The organism is Bacteroides togonis (genome assembly GCF_900130135.1).
Lineage (GTDB): Bacteria > Bacteroidota > Bacteroidia > Bacteroidales > Bacteroidaceae > Bacteroides > Bacteroides pullorum.
This window is the reverse complement of sequence record NZ_LT670820.1, coordinates 3,839,137-3,854,469: the sequence shown is the minus strand read 5'-3', so window position 1 is coordinate 3,854,469 and position 15,333 is coordinate 3,839,137. Positions and strand designations below refer to the sequence as shown.

17 protein-coding genes are annotated in these 15,333 nt (G+C 52.5%); 13 read left to right on the top strand and 4 right to left on the bottom strand.

All coding sequences use genetic code 11. The annotated features are described in order from the left end of the window. On the bottom strand, positions 1 to 1,337 hold a 1,337-nt coding region (locus tag BQ8005_RS16310; protein WP_075319309.1), incomplete at its 3' end, for a bifunctional ADP-dependent NAD(P)H-hydrate dehydratase/NAD(P)H-hydrate epimerase. Between the two features lie 157 nt (positions 1,338 to 1,494). On the opposite strand from BQ8005_RS16310, the gene BQ8005_RS16305 reads away from it, so the two are divergent. The 10 genes from BQ8005_RS16305 to BQ8005_RS16260 all read left to right on the top strand — a co-directional run bounded on the left by BQ8005_RS16305 (position 1,495) and on the right by BQ8005_RS16260 (position 10,993). Next, the gene (locus BQ8005_RS16305) at positions 1,495 to 3,033 is read left to right on the top strand and encodes a peptide MFS transporter (RefSeq protein ID WP_075318772.1); all 1,539 of its coding nucleotides are present in this window, start codon (positions 1,495 to 1,497) and stop codon (positions 3,031 to 3,033) included. A gap of 39 nt (positions 3,034 to 3,072) precedes the next feature. Then, a complete protein-coding gene (hpt, locus tag BQ8005_RS16300; protein ID WP_075318771.1) occupies positions 3,073 to 3,615 on the top strand; it encodes a hypoxanthine phosphoribosyltransferase in 543 nt (180 codons plus the stop codon). A gap of 83 nt (positions 3,616 to 3,698) precedes the next feature. Beyond that, on the top strand, positions 3,699 to 4,271 hold the full coding sequence (locus BQ8005_RS16295) for an adenylate kinase (RefSeq protein WP_022021068.1): 573 nt from the start codon (positions 3,699 to 3,701) through the stop codon (positions 4,269 to 4,271). A 224-nt stretch (positions 4,272 to 4,495) separates the two neighbouring features. Continuing rightward, the gene (locus BQ8005_RS16290) at positions 4,496 to 5,599 is read left to right on the top strand and encodes a DUF5700 domain-containing putative Zn-dependent protease (RefSeq protein ID WP_075318770.1); all 1,104 of its coding nucleotides are present in this window, start codon (positions 4,496 to 4,498) and stop codon (positions 5,597 to 5,599) included. A 68-nt stretch (positions 5,600 to 5,667) separates the two neighbouring features. Continuing rightward, positions 5,668 to 6,849, top strand: a complete 1,182-nt coding sequence (gene obgE, locus BQ8005_RS16285) for a GTPase ObgE (protein ID WP_072544472.1) — start codon at positions 5,668 to 5,670, stop codon at positions 6,847 to 6,849. Beyond that, positions 6,846 to 7,658 (top strand): peptidoglycan editing factor PgeF, encoded by an 813-nt coding sequence (gene pgeF / locus BQ8005_RS16280; protein WP_075318769.1) that lies wholly within the window; start codon positions 6,846 to 6,848, stop codon positions 7,656 to 7,658. Before obgE ends, pgeF begins: the two co-directional genes overlap by 4 nt. A 13-nt stretch (positions 7,659 to 7,671) precedes the next feature. Then, positions 7,672 to 8,340, top strand: coding sequence for a B3/B4 domain-containing protein (locus BQ8005_RS16275; protein WP_075318768.1), 669 nt, complete (start codon positions 7,672 to 7,674; stop codon positions 8,338 to 8,340). Beyond that, positions 8,337 to 8,969, top strand: a complete 633-nt coding sequence (locus BQ8005_RS16270) for a M23 family metallopeptidase (RefSeq protein WP_075318767.1) — start codon at positions 8,337 to 8,339, stop codon at positions 8,967 to 8,969. Before BQ8005_RS16275 ends, BQ8005_RS16270 begins: the two co-directional genes overlap by 4 nt. Before the next feature lie 63 nt (positions 8,970 to 9,032). Further along, positions 9,033 to 10,040 (top strand): PhoH family protein, encoded by a 1,008-nt coding sequence (locus tag BQ8005_RS16265; protein WP_075318766.1) that lies wholly within the window; start codon positions 9,033 to 9,035, stop codon positions 10,038 to 10,040. Between the two features lie 5 nt (positions 10,041 to 10,045). Beyond that, a complete protein-coding gene (locus BQ8005_RS16260; RefSeq protein ID WP_021848630.1) occupies positions 10,046 to 10,993 on the top strand; it encodes a phosphoribosylaminoimidazolesuccinocarboxamide synthase in 948 nt (315 codons plus the stop codon). Positions 10,994 to 11,108: 115 nt separating this feature from the next. Here BQ8005_RS16260 and BQ8005_RS16255 read toward each other — a convergent pair whose 3' ends face one another. The 3 genes from BQ8005_RS16255 to BQ8005_RS16245 are packed head-to-tail and all read right to left on the bottom strand — an operon-like array spanning position 11,109 to position 12,606. Further along, on the bottom strand, positions 11,109 to 12,047 hold the full coding sequence (locus tag BQ8005_RS16255; RefSeq protein WP_075318765.1) for a HipA domain-containing protein: 939 nt from the start codon (positions 12,045 to 12,047) through the stop codon (positions 11,109 to 11,111). Then, positions 12,044 to 12,382: a HipA N-terminal domain-containing protein gene (locus tag BQ8005_RS16250; protein WP_075318764.1), complete on the bottom strand. Its 339-nt coding sequence runs from the start codon at positions 12,380 to 12,382 to the stop codon at positions 12,044 to 12,046. Before BQ8005_RS16250 ends, BQ8005_RS16255 begins: the two co-directional genes overlap by 4 nt. Next, on the bottom strand, positions 12,379 to 12,606 hold the full coding sequence (locus BQ8005_RS16245; protein WP_075318763.1) for a helix-turn-helix transcriptional regulator: 228 nt from the start codon (positions 12,604 to 12,606) through the stop codon (positions 12,379 to 12,381). Before BQ8005_RS16245 ends, BQ8005_RS16250 begins: the two co-directional genes overlap by 4 nt. Before the next feature lie 238 nt (positions 12,607 to 12,844). Here BQ8005_RS16245 and ubiE point away from each other — a divergent pair, with 238 nt between their 5' ends. Genes ubiE through BQ8005_RS16230 form a run of 3 tightly spaced genes read left to right on the top strand, consistent with a single transcriptional unit; the run spans position 12,845 to position 15,324 of the window. Continuing rightward, the gene (gene ubiE, locus BQ8005_RS16240; RefSeq protein ID WP_021848626.1) at positions 12,845 to 13,582 is read left to right on the top strand and encodes a bifunctional demethylmenaquinone methyltransferase/2-methoxy-6-polyprenyl-1,4-benzoquinol methylase UbiE; all 738 of its coding nucleotides are present in this window, start codon (positions 12,845 to 12,847) and stop codon (positions 13,580 to 13,582) included. A 15-nt stretch (positions 13,583 to 13,597) separates the two neighbouring features. After that, a complete protein-coding gene (locus BQ8005_RS16235) occupies positions 13,598 to 14,344 on the top strand; it encodes a shikimate dehydrogenase family protein (protein ID WP_021848625.1) in 747 nt (248 codons plus the stop codon). An 11-nt stretch (positions 14,345 to 14,355) separates the two neighbouring features. Next, positions 14,356 to 15,324, top strand: coding sequence for an alpha/beta hydrolase (locus BQ8005_RS16230; RefSeq protein WP_075318762.1), 969 nt, complete (start codon positions 14,356 to 14,358; stop codon positions 15,322 to 15,324). Positions 15,325 to 15,333: the final 9 nt, after the last annotated feature.

Sequence of the window (15,333 nt, the reverse complement as noted above, 5' to 3'; positions counted from 1 at the left end):
GTCAGCACGTCGCCGCTGCCGCCCGTCGCCATGCCCGGATTGCCCGTGGTGTTGAACCAGCAGCGGCCCGTGGGCGACACCACCGCCGTGTAGGCGCCCTTCAGCACGATGTGCGCCCCCGTGTTCTGCGCCAGCTCGCGCGCCTTTATCAGCCGCTCGTACGAGTTGTGGCACTTGCCCACCAGCCGCTCCAGCTCCTTGGGATGGGGCGTCAGAATGCTCCCCTCGGGCAGGTCGTTCAGGCCCGAACGATGCTCGCCCAGGGCGTTCAGCGCATCGGCGTCGACGACCATCGGCGTCTGGCACGTGCGTATCTGCTCCAGCACGGCGTCCACCGTCTGCGGGTCGCGTCCCAGGCCGGGACCGATACCCACGGCCTGATAGTCGTCCGTATCGGTCGGCTCGGAGAAGCGCGTCTCGCTGTAGTCCAGCTCGGTCATGGCCTCGGGTACGGACGTCTGCACCATGAAGTTGTTGCAGAACGGCACGTGCACCGTCAGCAGCCCCGCGCCCGAGCGCAGGCAGCCCCGCGCCGACAGGATGGAAGCCCCCGCCATGCCCTGCGAACCGGCAATGAGCAGCGCACGGCCGAAGTTGCCCTTGTGGGCGAAGCGTCCGCGCGGACGGAGCAGAGAAGGTACCTCGTCGTCATCGGCCAACTCGAAATCGGTATCCGTTTCTTCGATAGCTTCCTCGCTCAGGCCGATGTCCAGCAGGCGCCATTCGCCTACATAGGCTTCGTTCTCGGCAAAGAGGAAAGCCAGCTTGGGCAGTTGCAGGCTCAGGGTCAGGTCGGCGCGGACGATGTGGGCTGCTATATTATAGGTATTGTCTTCGCCCATCAGCCCCGAAGGTACGTCAATGGCCACCACATGGGCGGGCGAGGCGTTGATATACTTCACCACGGCGGCAAACCCTCCGCCCAACGGTTTGTTCAGCCCGCTGCCGAAGAGGCCGTCCACCACCACGTGGTCTGCCGTCAGTGTGGGAGGGGCAAACTGGGTGGAGATTTCATGGAAAGTGACGCCCTCCGTCGCCAGAAGGCGTTCGCGGTTCTCGGCACAGTCTTCGGAAAGCTTTCCCTGCGGATTGAAAAGGAAGACTTCCAGCCGATAGCCCTGTCCGGCCATCAGTCGTGCCACGGCCAGGGCATCGCCCCCGTTGTTGCCCGGTCCGGCGAATACGGTAAAGGGAGTTTCGGTGTCGGGCCACTGCTCCATGATGGCGTCGGCCAGCGCCCGTGCGGCCCGCTCCATCAGGTCGATGGAGGCAATGGGCTCGTGCTCGATGGTATAGGCATCCAGCTGTCGGATGCCCGAAGTCGGAAATATTTTCATAATGCTTGCTTACAGTTTTCTACAAAAGTAGGCATTCCGATTCTATTTCGCAAATGCAAACGCGTTTCATGCCATCTTTCTGAAAAATGTAGAAGGCAAAAAAGGACGTATTCGCCCGATAATTCGTAACTTCGCGCCGCAAAAACAAAGACCACACATGAATACAACCAACAAACATCCCAAAGGCCTCTATCTGATTTTCGCCACCAGTACGGCCGAGCGCTTCAGCTATTACGGCATGCGCGCCATCTTCATTCTGTTTCTCACCCAAGCCCTGTTGCTCGACACCGAGACGGCTGCTTCCATCTACGGCAGCTACACGGGCCTCGTCTATCTGACTCCGCTTATCGGCGGCTACGTGGCCGACAAGTATTGGGGTATCCGTCGTTCCGTCTTTTGGGGAGCCGTACTGATGGCCGTCGGGCAGTTTCTGATGTTCTTCAGCGCCTCCATGCTCGATGCCCAGGAATTGTCGAGGGGACTGATGTACGGCGGACTCACCTTCCTTATATTGGGCAACGGATTCTTCAAGCCCACGGTGTCGTCGCTCGTCGGGCAGCTGTACGAACCCGGCGACCGTCGGCTCGACTCGGCCTATACCATCTTCTATATGGGTGTCAACGTGGGGTCGTTCCTCGCTCCGCTTGTCTGCGGCTACTTCGGCGAGACAGGCAATCCGCAGGACTTCAAATGGGGCTTCCTGATTGCCGCCATCGTCACGGTGCTGACCGTCGTGCTGTTCGAGACGCAGAAGAACCGTTACCTCATCGGCCCCGACGGCCGGCAACTGGGCATCGTGCCCGATGCGCGCAAAGAGACGGAAGGCACCTCCGTAAAGGCCCGGACGCCCGAGGAAACCGCGCGCAAACGCCGCAACCTGTGGATATGCAGTGCGATGGCCGTCGTGCTGGCCCTGTTCTTCTACGGATGCTTCGGCAACGACTGGATCAGCATCGGCATCTTTACGGCCTGCATCGTCTTCCCGGCCAGCATCCTGATGGACGGCTCACTCACCAAGATTGAGCGCGACCGCATCCTGGTCATCTACATCATCGCCTTCTTCGTCATCTTCTTCTGGGCAGCCTACGAGCAGGCAGGCGCTTCGCTCACGCTGTTTGCCTCGGAGCAGACCGACCGCGTCATCTTCGGTTGGGAAATGCCTGCTTCGTGGATTCAGTCGTTCAATCCCTTCTTCGTCGTCATTCTGGCAGCCGTCATGCCGGGCGTATGGGGAGCACTGGCACGTCGGGGCATGGAGCCCACGTCACCCACCAAGCAGGCCATCGGTCTGCTGCTCCTGTCGCTGGGCTATCTGGTCATCTGCTTCGGCGTGAAGGACGTGCAGCCCGGCGTCAAGGTAAGCCTCATCTGGCTGACCGGACTGTACTTCATCCACACGATGGGCGAGATTGCCCTTTCGCCCATCGGCCTGTCGATGGTGAACAAGCTGACACCCGTCCGTTTCGCCTCCCTGATGATGGGCATCTGGTACCTGTCTACAGCCACGGCCAACAAGTTTGCCGGTACGCTCTCGGGCCTCTATCCCGAGGCGGAAAAGGTGAAGACGCTGATGGGTTACCGCATCGAAACGATGTACGACTTCTTTCTGGTGTTCGTCGTCATGTCGGCCGCCGCGTCGGTCATCCTCTTCCTGCTGTCGAAGAAATTGCAGAAGATGATGCACGGAGTGGAATAAATTCGCTACCTTTGCACCAATTTAATATTCACAAGTCCCATGGATAGCATACAGATCAAAGACAAGAAATTCACCGTCTCCATCAAAGAGGAGGATATACTGAAAGAAGTGAGCCGCGTGGCCGACGAAATCAACCGTGACCTGGCAGGCAAGAGCCCACTCTTCCTGAGCGTGTTGAACGGTTCGTTCATGTTCACCGCCGACCTGATGAAACGCATCACCATCCCCTGCGAGATCTCGTTCGTCAAGCTGGCCTCCTACCAGGGCGTGTCATCGACAGGCGCCGTCAAGGAAGTCATCGGCATCAACGAAGACCTGAGCGGACGCACCATCGTCATCGTGGAAGACATTGTAGACACAGGCCTCACCATGCAACGTCTGCTTGAGACGCTCGGTACCCGCGGCCCGAAGGAAATACACATCGCCACCCTGCTCGTCAAGCCCGAAAAGCTGAAGGTGGACCTCAACATCGAGTATGCCGCCATGCGCATCCCCAACGACTTCATCGTGGGTTACGGACTGGATTACGACGGCTTCGGACGGAACTATAAGGACATTTATACAGTTGTGAATGAAGAATGAGGAATGAGGAATGAAGAATGACAACCGTTCTTCATTCTCCATTCTCAATTCTTCATTCTTAATTCTTCATTCTTAATTAAAATATGCTGAACATTGTAATTTTCGGTGCCCCCGGCTCTGGCAAGGGCACACAAAGCGAGAGAATTGTAGCAAAGTATGGCATCAACCACATCTCCACAGGTGACGTGCTGCGTGCCGAAATAAAGAACGGAACCGAGCTGGGCAAGACAGCCAAGGGTTACATCGACCAGGGCCAGCTCCTCCCCGACAACCTGATTATCGACATCCTGGCCTCCACGCTGGACAGCTTCAAGGATTCGAAAGGCGTCATCTTCGACGGCTTTCCCCGCACCATCGCACAGGCCGAGGCTCTGAAGAAGATGCTGGCCGAACGCGGACAGCAGGTGAGCGTGATGCTCGACCTCGACGTGCCCGAAGACGAATTGATGAAGCGCCTCATCCTGCGCGGACAGCAGTCGGGCCGTGCCGACGACAACGAGGAGACCATCAAGAAGCGCCTCACCGTTTACCACAGCCAGACCGCTCCGCTCATCGACTGGTACAAGCAGGAAGGCCTCTACGCCCACATCAACGGACTGGGCGAGCTGGAGACCATCACTGCCGACATCTGCAAGGCGATTGATGCAGTGAAGTAAGCGCTTCTCACTCCAAAGAAACAAAAAATGCACCGGGCTTTTCCTCTCCCACCATCTCGGGCGTGCTGCAACTCCGGCAAGTCTGCCTATCTGTAGCCGACAACATCTCTACATCATAAATCTACAGACTTGCATCACGGAAGAATTTTATTTACCTTTGTCGTAGTTTCAGCAATAGAACTTTTTTTACTGAACTTATGTCTTACTTAATTACTCATTTACACATGAAACATTGTATCATCACATTCTGCCTTCTAGCATCCTTCATTTGGGACATCCAAGCACAGACCTCTCCAAGATACTCCATCGAATCGGCCGTCCGCTTCATCGAACTGGCACGGGCAGCCGAACAGGGGAAGCAACCTTCCGAAGCCGATTGGGAAGCTTTGTTTGCGACAAAAGGCTATCAGTCATTCTTCAGTATCCGTACCGATTGGGAAGAATGGCAACAGAATATCCGCAAGGCATTCACCACAGTCTTCGACCCTGCCTGCCGGGCCATGGCCGACAGCATCGCCCTGCAACCGATGGCAACGGACGCACCTTTTGAAAATTACTTTATCGTAAACTTCTATCAGATCCGCCAGCGGATGGATTCGCTGGAACATTTCTTGCACCATTCTGATTTTGAGCAACTCATGGAACAGGCATACAGCCGAGTGAAACAGTTCCTGCCGGCCGACGCGAAAGATTTGTCCCTGGCCGACCTGCCGATGTTCTATCTGGCTTTCGACCCGGAGTCGCGCGCCATGGGCGGAGCCGTATTCTTCGACATCAACCAGGTGTATGAGGACGGCAAGGAAGGGTTCATCAACACAGCTGCCCACGAACTGCACCATCACTACATGGATGCGCTCTGGGACTTGCGCTATCCGAAGGACTCGGACGACCCGGCACTGACGGCTCTCGTATACAACCAAATGGAAGGCACGGCCGACCTCATCAGCAAACCTGAAATGCCCGTCACCAAACTGGGACTATACGGGCCGGAGATTGTCAAGATGTACAACGACGACTATGCCGCAACCCCCGAAGTACTGAAACAACTTGACAACCTGACGTGCGACTATGCAGCCGGAAAAATTACAGCCGAGCAATTTGAAGAGGCCGCCGGCTGCGCCCACTTTGGAGGACATACCACCGGCGACTACATGGTATTTCTCATCCGTGACCAATTGGGGCTTCAGACTGCCATCGACTGTTTTTGCGACATACCGGCCTTCGTCCGCCGCTACAACGAAGCAGCCGCCAAAGCCGACACTTATGTCTTTTCCGATGCATTTGTGCAATATATAGACAAGGTGTGCCAAGAAATGAAAGGCGAATAGCTTCCTATATCCTAATGTATGCGAAATTATTCGTATCTTTGCCAACGCATCTATAATATTATAGCATTATGGCAGAATCGAACTTTGTAGACTATGTAAAGATATACTGCCGCTCGGGCAAGGGCGGCCGAGGTTCCACACACATGCGCCGCGCCAAATACGTGCCCAACGGAGGGCCTGACGGTGGCGACGGCGGACGCGGGGGGCACGTCATCCTGCGCGGCAACCGCAACTACTGGACCCTGCTCCACCTGCGCTACGACCGCCACATCATGGCCGGTCACGGCGAAAGCGGCTCCAAGAACCGTAGCTTCGGCAAGGACGGCGAAGACAAAGTCATCGAGGTGCCCTGCGGCACGGTGGTTTACAACGCCGAGACGGGCGAGTACATCTGCGACGTCACCGAACACGGACAGGAAGTGATTCTGCTGAAGGGAGGACGCGGCGGACTGGGCAACTGGCACTTCAAGACGGCTACCCGTCAGGCTCCGCGCTTCGCACAACCCGGCGAACCGATGCAGGAGATGACCGTCATCATGGAGCTGAAGCTGCTGGCCGACGTCGGACTGGTGGGCTTCCCCAACGCCGGCAAGTCAACTCTGCTCTCGGCCGTATCATCAGCCAAGCCGAAGATAGCCAACTACCCCTTCACCACGATGGAGCCCAACCTGGGCATCGTGTCCTACCGTGAAGGCAAGTCGTTCGTCATGGCCGACATCCCCGGCATCATCGAAGGAGCCAGTGAAGGCCGCGGACTGGGTCTGCGCTTCCTGCGCCACATCGAACGCAACTCGCTGCTGCTCTTCATGGTACCCGCCGACAGCGACGACATCACCAAGGAATACAACATCCTGCTGAACGAGTTGAAGAACTTCAACCCCGAAATGCTGGACAAGCAGCGCGTACTGGCCATCACCAAGTGCGACATGCTGGACCAGGAGCTGATGGACGAGATAGAGCCGACCCTGCCCCAGGACGTGCCCCACGTGTTCATCTCCGCCATCTCGGGCCTCGGCATCAACGTGCTGAAGGATATCCTGTGGGAGGAACTGAACAAGGAGAGCAACAAGATTGAGGGCAAGATAGAAAGCATCGCCCACCGCCCCAAGGACATGAGCCACCTGAAGGAGGAGCTGGCCGACGAAGGCGAAGACGAGGACCTCAGCATCGAGTATGTGGACGAGGACGACATCGAAGACCTCGAAGACTTCGAATACGAAGAAGAGGACTGGGAGGACGACAAGCAATGAGCCGCCTCAGCCCCGACAAACGAATGTTGGAGTATGCATTAAACGATGCATGCTCCGACATTTTTGCTTTCAGCACCACCCGCCACGGCGGCGTCAGCACAGGCACCTATGCCTCGCTGAACTGCACACCCTACACAGGTGACTCGGCCGAGAACGTCCGCCGCAACCAGGAACAGCTTCTGGAAGCCCTGCCGCAACGCCCGCAGGAACTCATCATCCCCTGGCAGACGCACGGCACGGCATCCCTCGTCATCGACACCGACTATCTGCAGGCCGACCCGCAAACACGCCACGAACGCCTGCAAGGCATCGACGCCCTCATCACCTGCGAACCGAGCGTCTGCCTCTGCATCTCGACGGCCGACTGCATTCCTATTCTATTGTATGACCAAAGGCACCGCGCCGTCGCCGCCGTCCATGCCGGCTGGCGGGGAACAGTGAACCGCATCGCCCTGCACACGTTGGAAAGGATGCGGGAACTCTACGGTACAGAGGGCAAGGACGTGCAGGCCGTCATCGGCCCCGGTATCTCGCTTGCCGCCTTCGAAGTGGGCGAAGAGGTGTACGAAGCCTTCCGCACCGCCAACTTCCCCATGCCCTACATCGCAGAATGGCACAACGATACCCACAAGCATCACATAGACCTCTGGGCCGCCAACCAACTGCAACTGCTGGGCTTCGGCCTGCCCGACACGCAGATAGAGACCGCCGGCATCTGTACCTACACCCGCCACAAAGACTTCTTCTCTGCCCGCAGGCTGGGAATCAAGTCGGGCAGGATGCTGTCGGGAATCATGATTAACCCCTAACAACCCTATGATTATGTATAATCTCACCGTATCCGAAGAACTGAAATCGCGCTGCCCCGAATACTGCGGAGCAGCCGTCTATGCCGAAGTGACCAATACGCCTCATAACGAAGGACTTTGGCAGGAAATAAACGCCTTCACCGAAGAACTGCGTGCCGCCGACACCACCGAAGGCATCAAGCACCGGCCCGCCATTGCCGCCACCCGCGAAGCCTACAAACGCTGCGGCAAGGACCCTAGCCGTTACCGTCCCTCTGCCGAAGCTCTGCGCCGGCGTCTGCTCCGCGGCTTGGAACTGTATCAGATTGATACGCTGGTGGACCTCATCAACCTCGTCTCCCTGCGCACGGGCTACAGCATCGGCGGTTTCGATGCCGACAAGATACAGGGCACCGACCTCTGCCTGGGTATCGGCCGGGCCGAAGAACCGTTCGAGGGCATCGGCCGCGGTGTGCTCAACATCGAAGGCCTGCCCGTCTTCCGCGACGCCATGGGCGGTATCGGCACCCCCACCAGCGACAACGAACGCACCAAGATGGATGTCGGTACCCGCCACATTCTGGCCATCATCAACGGCTACGACGGCGACACCACCCGCCTGCAACAGGCTGCCGAAATGACACAGGAACTTTTAAGAAAATACGCCTCATCCGACGGAGGAAACATCCATTACTTCGAATGAAAACAGTGTTATTCCTCCTCATCTGCCTTCTGCTCCCCCTACAAATACAGGCCCAGCAAAAGGCAGACACCTTCTCCAACATGGAGGTAAACCACATCCGAGTGGCTACGCAGGGGCTGTTCGACAAGAGTAGAACCATCCTGCTACACCTCGACAGTCTTGGAAAAGATGACTATTGTTTCCCCCTGCCCGGCGGTAAGGTTATCTCGCCCTATGGACGGGGCGGCGGACGGCATACAGGTATCGACATCAAGACGCGGGCCAACGACACTATCCGAAGTGCCTTCGCCGGTGTGGTACGCATGTCGAAACCCTACAGCGCCTACGGCAATGTCATTGTGGTTCGCCATCCCTCCGGCCTGGAGACCGTCTACAGCCACAACTCCAAAAACCTGGTGCAAAGCGGCGACACGGTAAAGGCCGGGCAAGCCATCGCTCTGACAGGACGCACAGGACGAGCCACTACCGAGCACCTGCACTTCGAAACACGCATCAACGGCCAGCACTTCAACCCCAACATTCTCTTCAACATGAAGGAAGAAAGCCTGCGGCACGAGTGCATCCGCTGCACCAAGAATGCAAACGGTATCGTCGTCAAGCCGGTGTTGAAAAATAACGGTACGAAGTGACACGGTTTTCCAAACGTTTCATTACCTTTGCAAGGCATTTCAATGAACAATTAAAACATATCAATGATAGAAAAACTGATTGTCCTCGAAGATATCGACCCGGTCATCTTTTACGGTGTAAACAACGCCAACATGCAGCTGATCAAGGCTCTTTACCCCAAATTGCGCATTGTGGCGCGCGGCAACGTCATCAAGGTGCTAGGCGATGAAGAAGAAATGTGTGCCTTCGAAGAAAACATCATCAAGCTGGAGAAGCACTGTGCTGAATACAATTCGCTGAAGGAAGAAGCCATTATCGACATCATCAAAGGCAATGCTCCGCAAGCGGAAAAGAGCGGCAACGTCATCGTGTTCAGTGTGACGGGCAAGCCCATCATCCCCCGAAGCGAAAACCAGCAGAAGCTGGTGGATGCCTTCCACAAGAACGACATGGTGTTTGCCATCGGCCCGGCCGGATCGGGCAAGACCTACACCGCCATCGCCCTGGCCGTGCGTGCCCTGAAGAACAAGGAAATCAAGAAAATCATCCTCAGCCGCCCCGCCGTGGAGGCAGGCGAGAAGCTCGGCTTCCTGCCCGGCGACATGAAAGACAAGATAGACCCATACCTGCAACCGCTCTACGACGCCTTGCAGGACATGATACCCGCCGCCAAGCTGAAGGAATACATGGAGCTGAACATCATCCAGATAGCTCCGCTGGCCTTCATGCGCGGACGTACACTGAACGATGCCGTCGTCATCCTCGACGAAGCTCAGAACACTACGACTGCCCAAATCAAGATGTTCCTCACCCGCATGGGCATGAACACCAAGATGATTGTGACGGGCGACATGACGCAGATCGACCTCCCCTCCTCGCAGACTTCCGGCCTCGTACAGGCCCTGAAAATACTGAAAGGTGTGAAGGGAATCAGCTTCATTGAGCTGAACAAGAAAGACATCGTCCGTCACAAACTGGTAACACAGATTGTGGAGGCATACGAAAAGTTTGAGAAAGAACAGAAAGCCGAACGCGAACGCCAGAAAGAAGAGAAGAAAAGCCAAACGACTAACACTAATCAAAATACATAACAGTTATGAAACAAGCGTTAACTAAAACTGATTTCAACTTTCCGGGACAGAAGAGTGTCTATCACGGAAAAGTACGTGACGTGTACAACATCAACAGCGAAAAGCTCGTCATGGTAGCAACCGACCGTATCTCGGCCTTCGACGTCATCCTGCCGAAAGGTATCCCCTTCAAGGGCCAGATGCTGAACCAGATTGCCGCCAAGTTCCTTGATGCCACGACCGACATCTGCCCCAACTGGAAGCTGGCTACACCCGACCCGATGGTGACCGTCGGCGTGATGTGTGAAGGTTTCCCTGTAGAAATGATTGTTCGCGGTTACCTCTGCGGCTCGGCCTGGCGTGCTTACAAGAGTGGTGTTCGTGAAATCTGCGGCGTACGTCTGCCCGAAGGAATGAAGGAGAACCAGAAGTTCCCCGAACCCATCATCACTCCGACGACCAAAGCCGAAATCGGTGAACACGACGCCGACATCTCCAAGGAAGAAATCCTGGCCAAGGGTCTGGCTACTCCCGAAGAATATGCCCTGCTGGAGAAATATACACTGGCCCTCTTCAAGCGCGGTACAGAGATTGCTGCCGAGCGTGGCCTCATCCTGGTAGATACGAAATATGAATTCGGCAAGCACAACGGCCAGATCTATCTGATGGACGAAATCCATACACCCGACTCCAGCCGCTACTTCTACAGCGAAGGCTATGAAGAGCGTTTCGAGAAAGGCGAACCCCAGAAGCAGCTCTCCAAAGAATTCGTACGCGAATGGCTGATGGACAACGGCTTCCAGGGCAAGGAAGGCCAACAGGTTCCCGAGATGACCGACGAAATCGTGACCTCTATCAGTGAACGCTACATTGAACTGTACGAGCACATCACCGGCGAAAAGTTCGTTCGTGAAACCACTGAAGACATTGCCGCACGTATCGAAAAGAATGTAACAGAATACCTAAACAAGTAATACAAGAGCACACTTGCTCCTGACATATACTTAACGCGGATTACGCGGAATAGCACGAATGTCACTATCCCTATTCCATGTAATCTGCGTCTGTTTTACCCAATCAGCAAGACTGTCAACGCAACATCACCACACGACGCAAGATAAGCTTCTTATATTGTCTCTTCATATCGTCAGGCAAGAAAGAGTGGTCTATCAGTTCAAACCACTTAGGTAGAGCTCGGCTGAATCGACGGGCCAGATTTTCAATCACTTTTTCTTCTACTCCCGAAGCTGTTATAGCCTTGTAGAAATCCGTCTTACGCAGACGATTCTTCTTTCCATTAAGGGTAAGAGCCAATTCTTCAGTATCTTCGGGCATCACCAGCGTAGTAGACAACATGTCATAAGCCGGAGTAAGCGTATATCCATTCATCAAATTGTAAAGCGAAAAGTTTTTAAGGTGCATGTCGGCATTACCTGTTATCCAACAAAAGACCACTACTTCCCAGAAATTAATAACATCGAGCTGTGGCGTAAAAGAATAACGACGAATAAGCTTGGCTATCTGCTCATAAGAGCCCTTATATTTATACTCTGTAAGCCGTTCGGACAGTTGGCACATGTCTTCCATAGCCACCTTATGACCATCGGGCAGACGGTCGATACGGCGGGTAATGTAACACAATTCACCATCGCTGAAACGTATCAAACTATGAGGTACTACATTGATTTTGGCAGCTTCGGCCAAGTGCATGGTAACATCTTCCAATTCAGGCAAAGCACGATAAGACTGCGTCTGCGGCTTCAAAATAAAACGTCCCCACAATCCTACTATGGTAAAGCGATCAGGTTCATTACGCCCACCTCTGTTAATATCAAGAGAAAGTTTAGCTTGCACCCCAGTAAGGGTAGTTTGACTGCGTACTACTTCACGAGCTAAATCACCCAGTTGACTGCGCACGTAAGGCAACTCAGGAGCCATACGGACACCAAAAAACTTGCGAGCACAAGCCGGATGAAAATCTTTCATTCCCTCACTTAATTCTTTATAACAATACAGACATCGACTCATGACTTTTTCTCCTCAGTTTCATTATCTGGTATCACACTGACAGCTCCAATACAATCTTTACAACAGGCTAGCAGAAGCGACATGCGGTCACGTTGATTAATCTTCCAACTCCGCTCGGCAATGTCCAGCAACCAGCCTTCGGGTATTAGTCCATCAAAGAATGGAAAAAGCACCGTATCATGATAAGGCTTCTCCGTCAATGGTAGTGTAAGGCTAACAGCTGCTGCATCAGACAAAGCCAAATAACTAGCGTCGTACGTGAAAGTAAAACCGTTTTCATCTTCTATCAACCTGCCAGCTAACCGGTCGTACAGATATACCTTAGCCCGTTTCATAACCTATCCTCCCTTGTTTTTACATCAACCTCCACAGGCCCTACCTGACGGCCAAACAAACTGAGCACTTGATTCACTTTATCCATCCGCAAGGTCTGTTTACCCTGCTCCAAATCGCGAACAAAACGTAACCCTACACCCGACTTATCTGCCAGGTCCACTTGCGTCAAACCAAACTGACGACGCATTTCCTTTACAAAATCTGCAATTACTGTATAAGTCATATCTATACCCTTTCGGGTACAAATATAATAAAATTCTTCACTGATTATACCTGTATGGGTATAATTAACCAAAAGCTACACAGATTTATACCCAAACGGGTATAAGTAAGCTTCTATATCCAAATATTCTTATAGCTTCTTCAAATAAAGAAGATAACGAATATACTGGAAAATATGCCACAAGTTACACACTGAACTACTTATTTTCTTAACTTTGCGCAAGAATATACCTATTTTTATGGATTATCCTCAGGAACATATTAAGCCATACGGTGAAGAAGGTACAAAAGCTGTACAGGTGGAACGCATGTTCAATCATATCGCTCCAACGTATGACCAACTGAACCACACCCTCTCAATGGGTATCGACCGTAGTTGGCGTAGAAAAGCGATCCATACACTCCGTCCCTATCACCCCCAACAAATACTGGACATAGCTACCGGTACGGGCGATTTTGCCATCCTGGCCTGCCGTGAGCTACAACCACAGTCTCTTATTGGTGCTGACATTTCGGAAGGCATGATGGAAGTAGGCCGTGAAAAGGTACAGCAGGCAGGTCTCGCGGATAAGGTATCTTTCGCCCGCGAAGATTGCACAGCGTTGTCTTTTGCAGATGCCACGTTCGATGCAGTAACAGTAGCTTTCGGTGTCCGCAATTTTGAGCATCTGGATATTGCACTTGGAGAAATGTGTCGTGTACTTCGCCCTAACGGACATTTGGTTATCCTTGAGTTATCTACACCCGACCGCTTTCCTATGAAGCAACTATTTACTCTTTACTCTAAAGTAGTAATGCCGCTTATTGGCAAACTGATATCCAAGGACAACAGCGCCTACACTTATCTACCCGAAAGCATTCGCGCTTTTCCGCAAGGAGAAGTGATGCAGCGGTCTATACGCAACGCCGGTTTCAGTCAGGTACGTTTCCGGCGATTAACATTCGGTATCTGTACCCTTTATGTAGCAACCAAATAAATCTACCTTTTAATTATGGACAAATACGGTTTAATCGGTTATCCGCTGAAGCATTCATTCTCCATCGGATACTTCAACGAAAAATTTCAGTCTGAGAATATTGATGCTGAATATGTAAACTTCGAAATACCACGTATCGAAGACTTCATGGAAGTCATCGAAGAAAACCCCAATCTCCGCGGCCTCAACGTCACCATTCCCTATAAAGAACAAGTCATCCCCTACCTAGATGAACTAGACAAGGATACTGCTAAGATAGGTGCCGTAAACGTCATTAAAATAATTCCCCAAGCTAAAGGAAAAGTAAAACTAGTAGGTTACAATTCTGACATCATTGGTTTTACGCGTTCCATTGAGCCCTTATTATTGCCTCATCATACTAAAGCCCTTATTTTAGGAACAGGAGGAGCTTCCAAAGCAGTTTTTCATGGATTAGCCAATTTGGGTATCCAATCTACTTTCGTATCACGTACTAAAAAAAGGAATGATATATTAACCTACGGAGAACTGACGCCTGAAATTATGCAGGAACATACCGTCATCGTGAATACGACTCCGCTAGGCATGTATCCTAAAGTAGATTTTTGTCCAGACATCCCCTACAACCAACTGACATCGAAACATTTGCTTTACGACCTATTATACAATCCCAGTGAAACTCTTTTTATGAAAAAAGGCATAGAGCAGGGGGCCACCGTAAAAAACGGATTGGAAATGCTACTACTCCAGGCTTTTGTATCATGGGAAATATGGAATAAATAGCTGAATAAAGAATGAGAAAAGCCATCAAATACAGCCTGATAGCTGTCATAGCCATAGCGGCCCTACTATTATGTGCCGGATACTACATGCTAGGATATGCCCTGAAACCTGAAGAGCTGGTTAGCCGCAGTCGTAACATTGAAAGTTCGCTTGAATATATGCGGCAAACTTATCCCGAAGTGGGACATTGGATCGACAGCCTACAAGCAGCTGAAGCTTTACACGACCTCTATATTGAAAATGATGAAGGCACTCCTTTACATGCCCTTTATGTACCAGCAGCCGATTCAACCAATCATACGGCAGTCATTGTACACGGATATACAGACAATTCCATCCGAATGATGATGATAGGTTATCTGTACAACCGTCAATTGGGATACAACATTTTACTACCTGATCTCTATGGGCACGGACTAAGTGGAGGTACTGAAGTACAAATGGGTTGGAAAGACCGACTCGACGTACTCCGTTGGACAGAAGAAGCCAATCATCTTTTTGGAGGAAACACAGAGATGGTAGTACATGGCATTTCAATGGGAGCAGCCACAACAATGTGTGTATCAGGCGAAGTACAACAGGGAATATACCAACAACCTTTTATCAAATGTTTTGTAGAAGACTGTGGCTATACCAGTGCTTGGGATGAATTTAAAGGCGAACTAAAAAATCAGTTTGGTCTACCTGCCTTTCCACTACTCTATGTAGCCAGTACATTATGCCACATAGAATACGGCTGGAGTTTCCAAGAAGCATCTCCATTGGAGCAAGTAAAGAAATGCACTCTCCCCATGCTCTTCATTCATGGCGATGCCGATACTTTCGTACCCACATGGATGGTACATCCACTGTACGAAGCCAAACCAGCTCCAAAAGAACTTTGGATTGTGCCTGGAGCCGAACATGCCGTAGCTTATAAAGAAAATACTGAGGCTTATACCCGCAAAGTCCGCGATTTTGTTGGGACATATATTCACTAAAAGAACGAA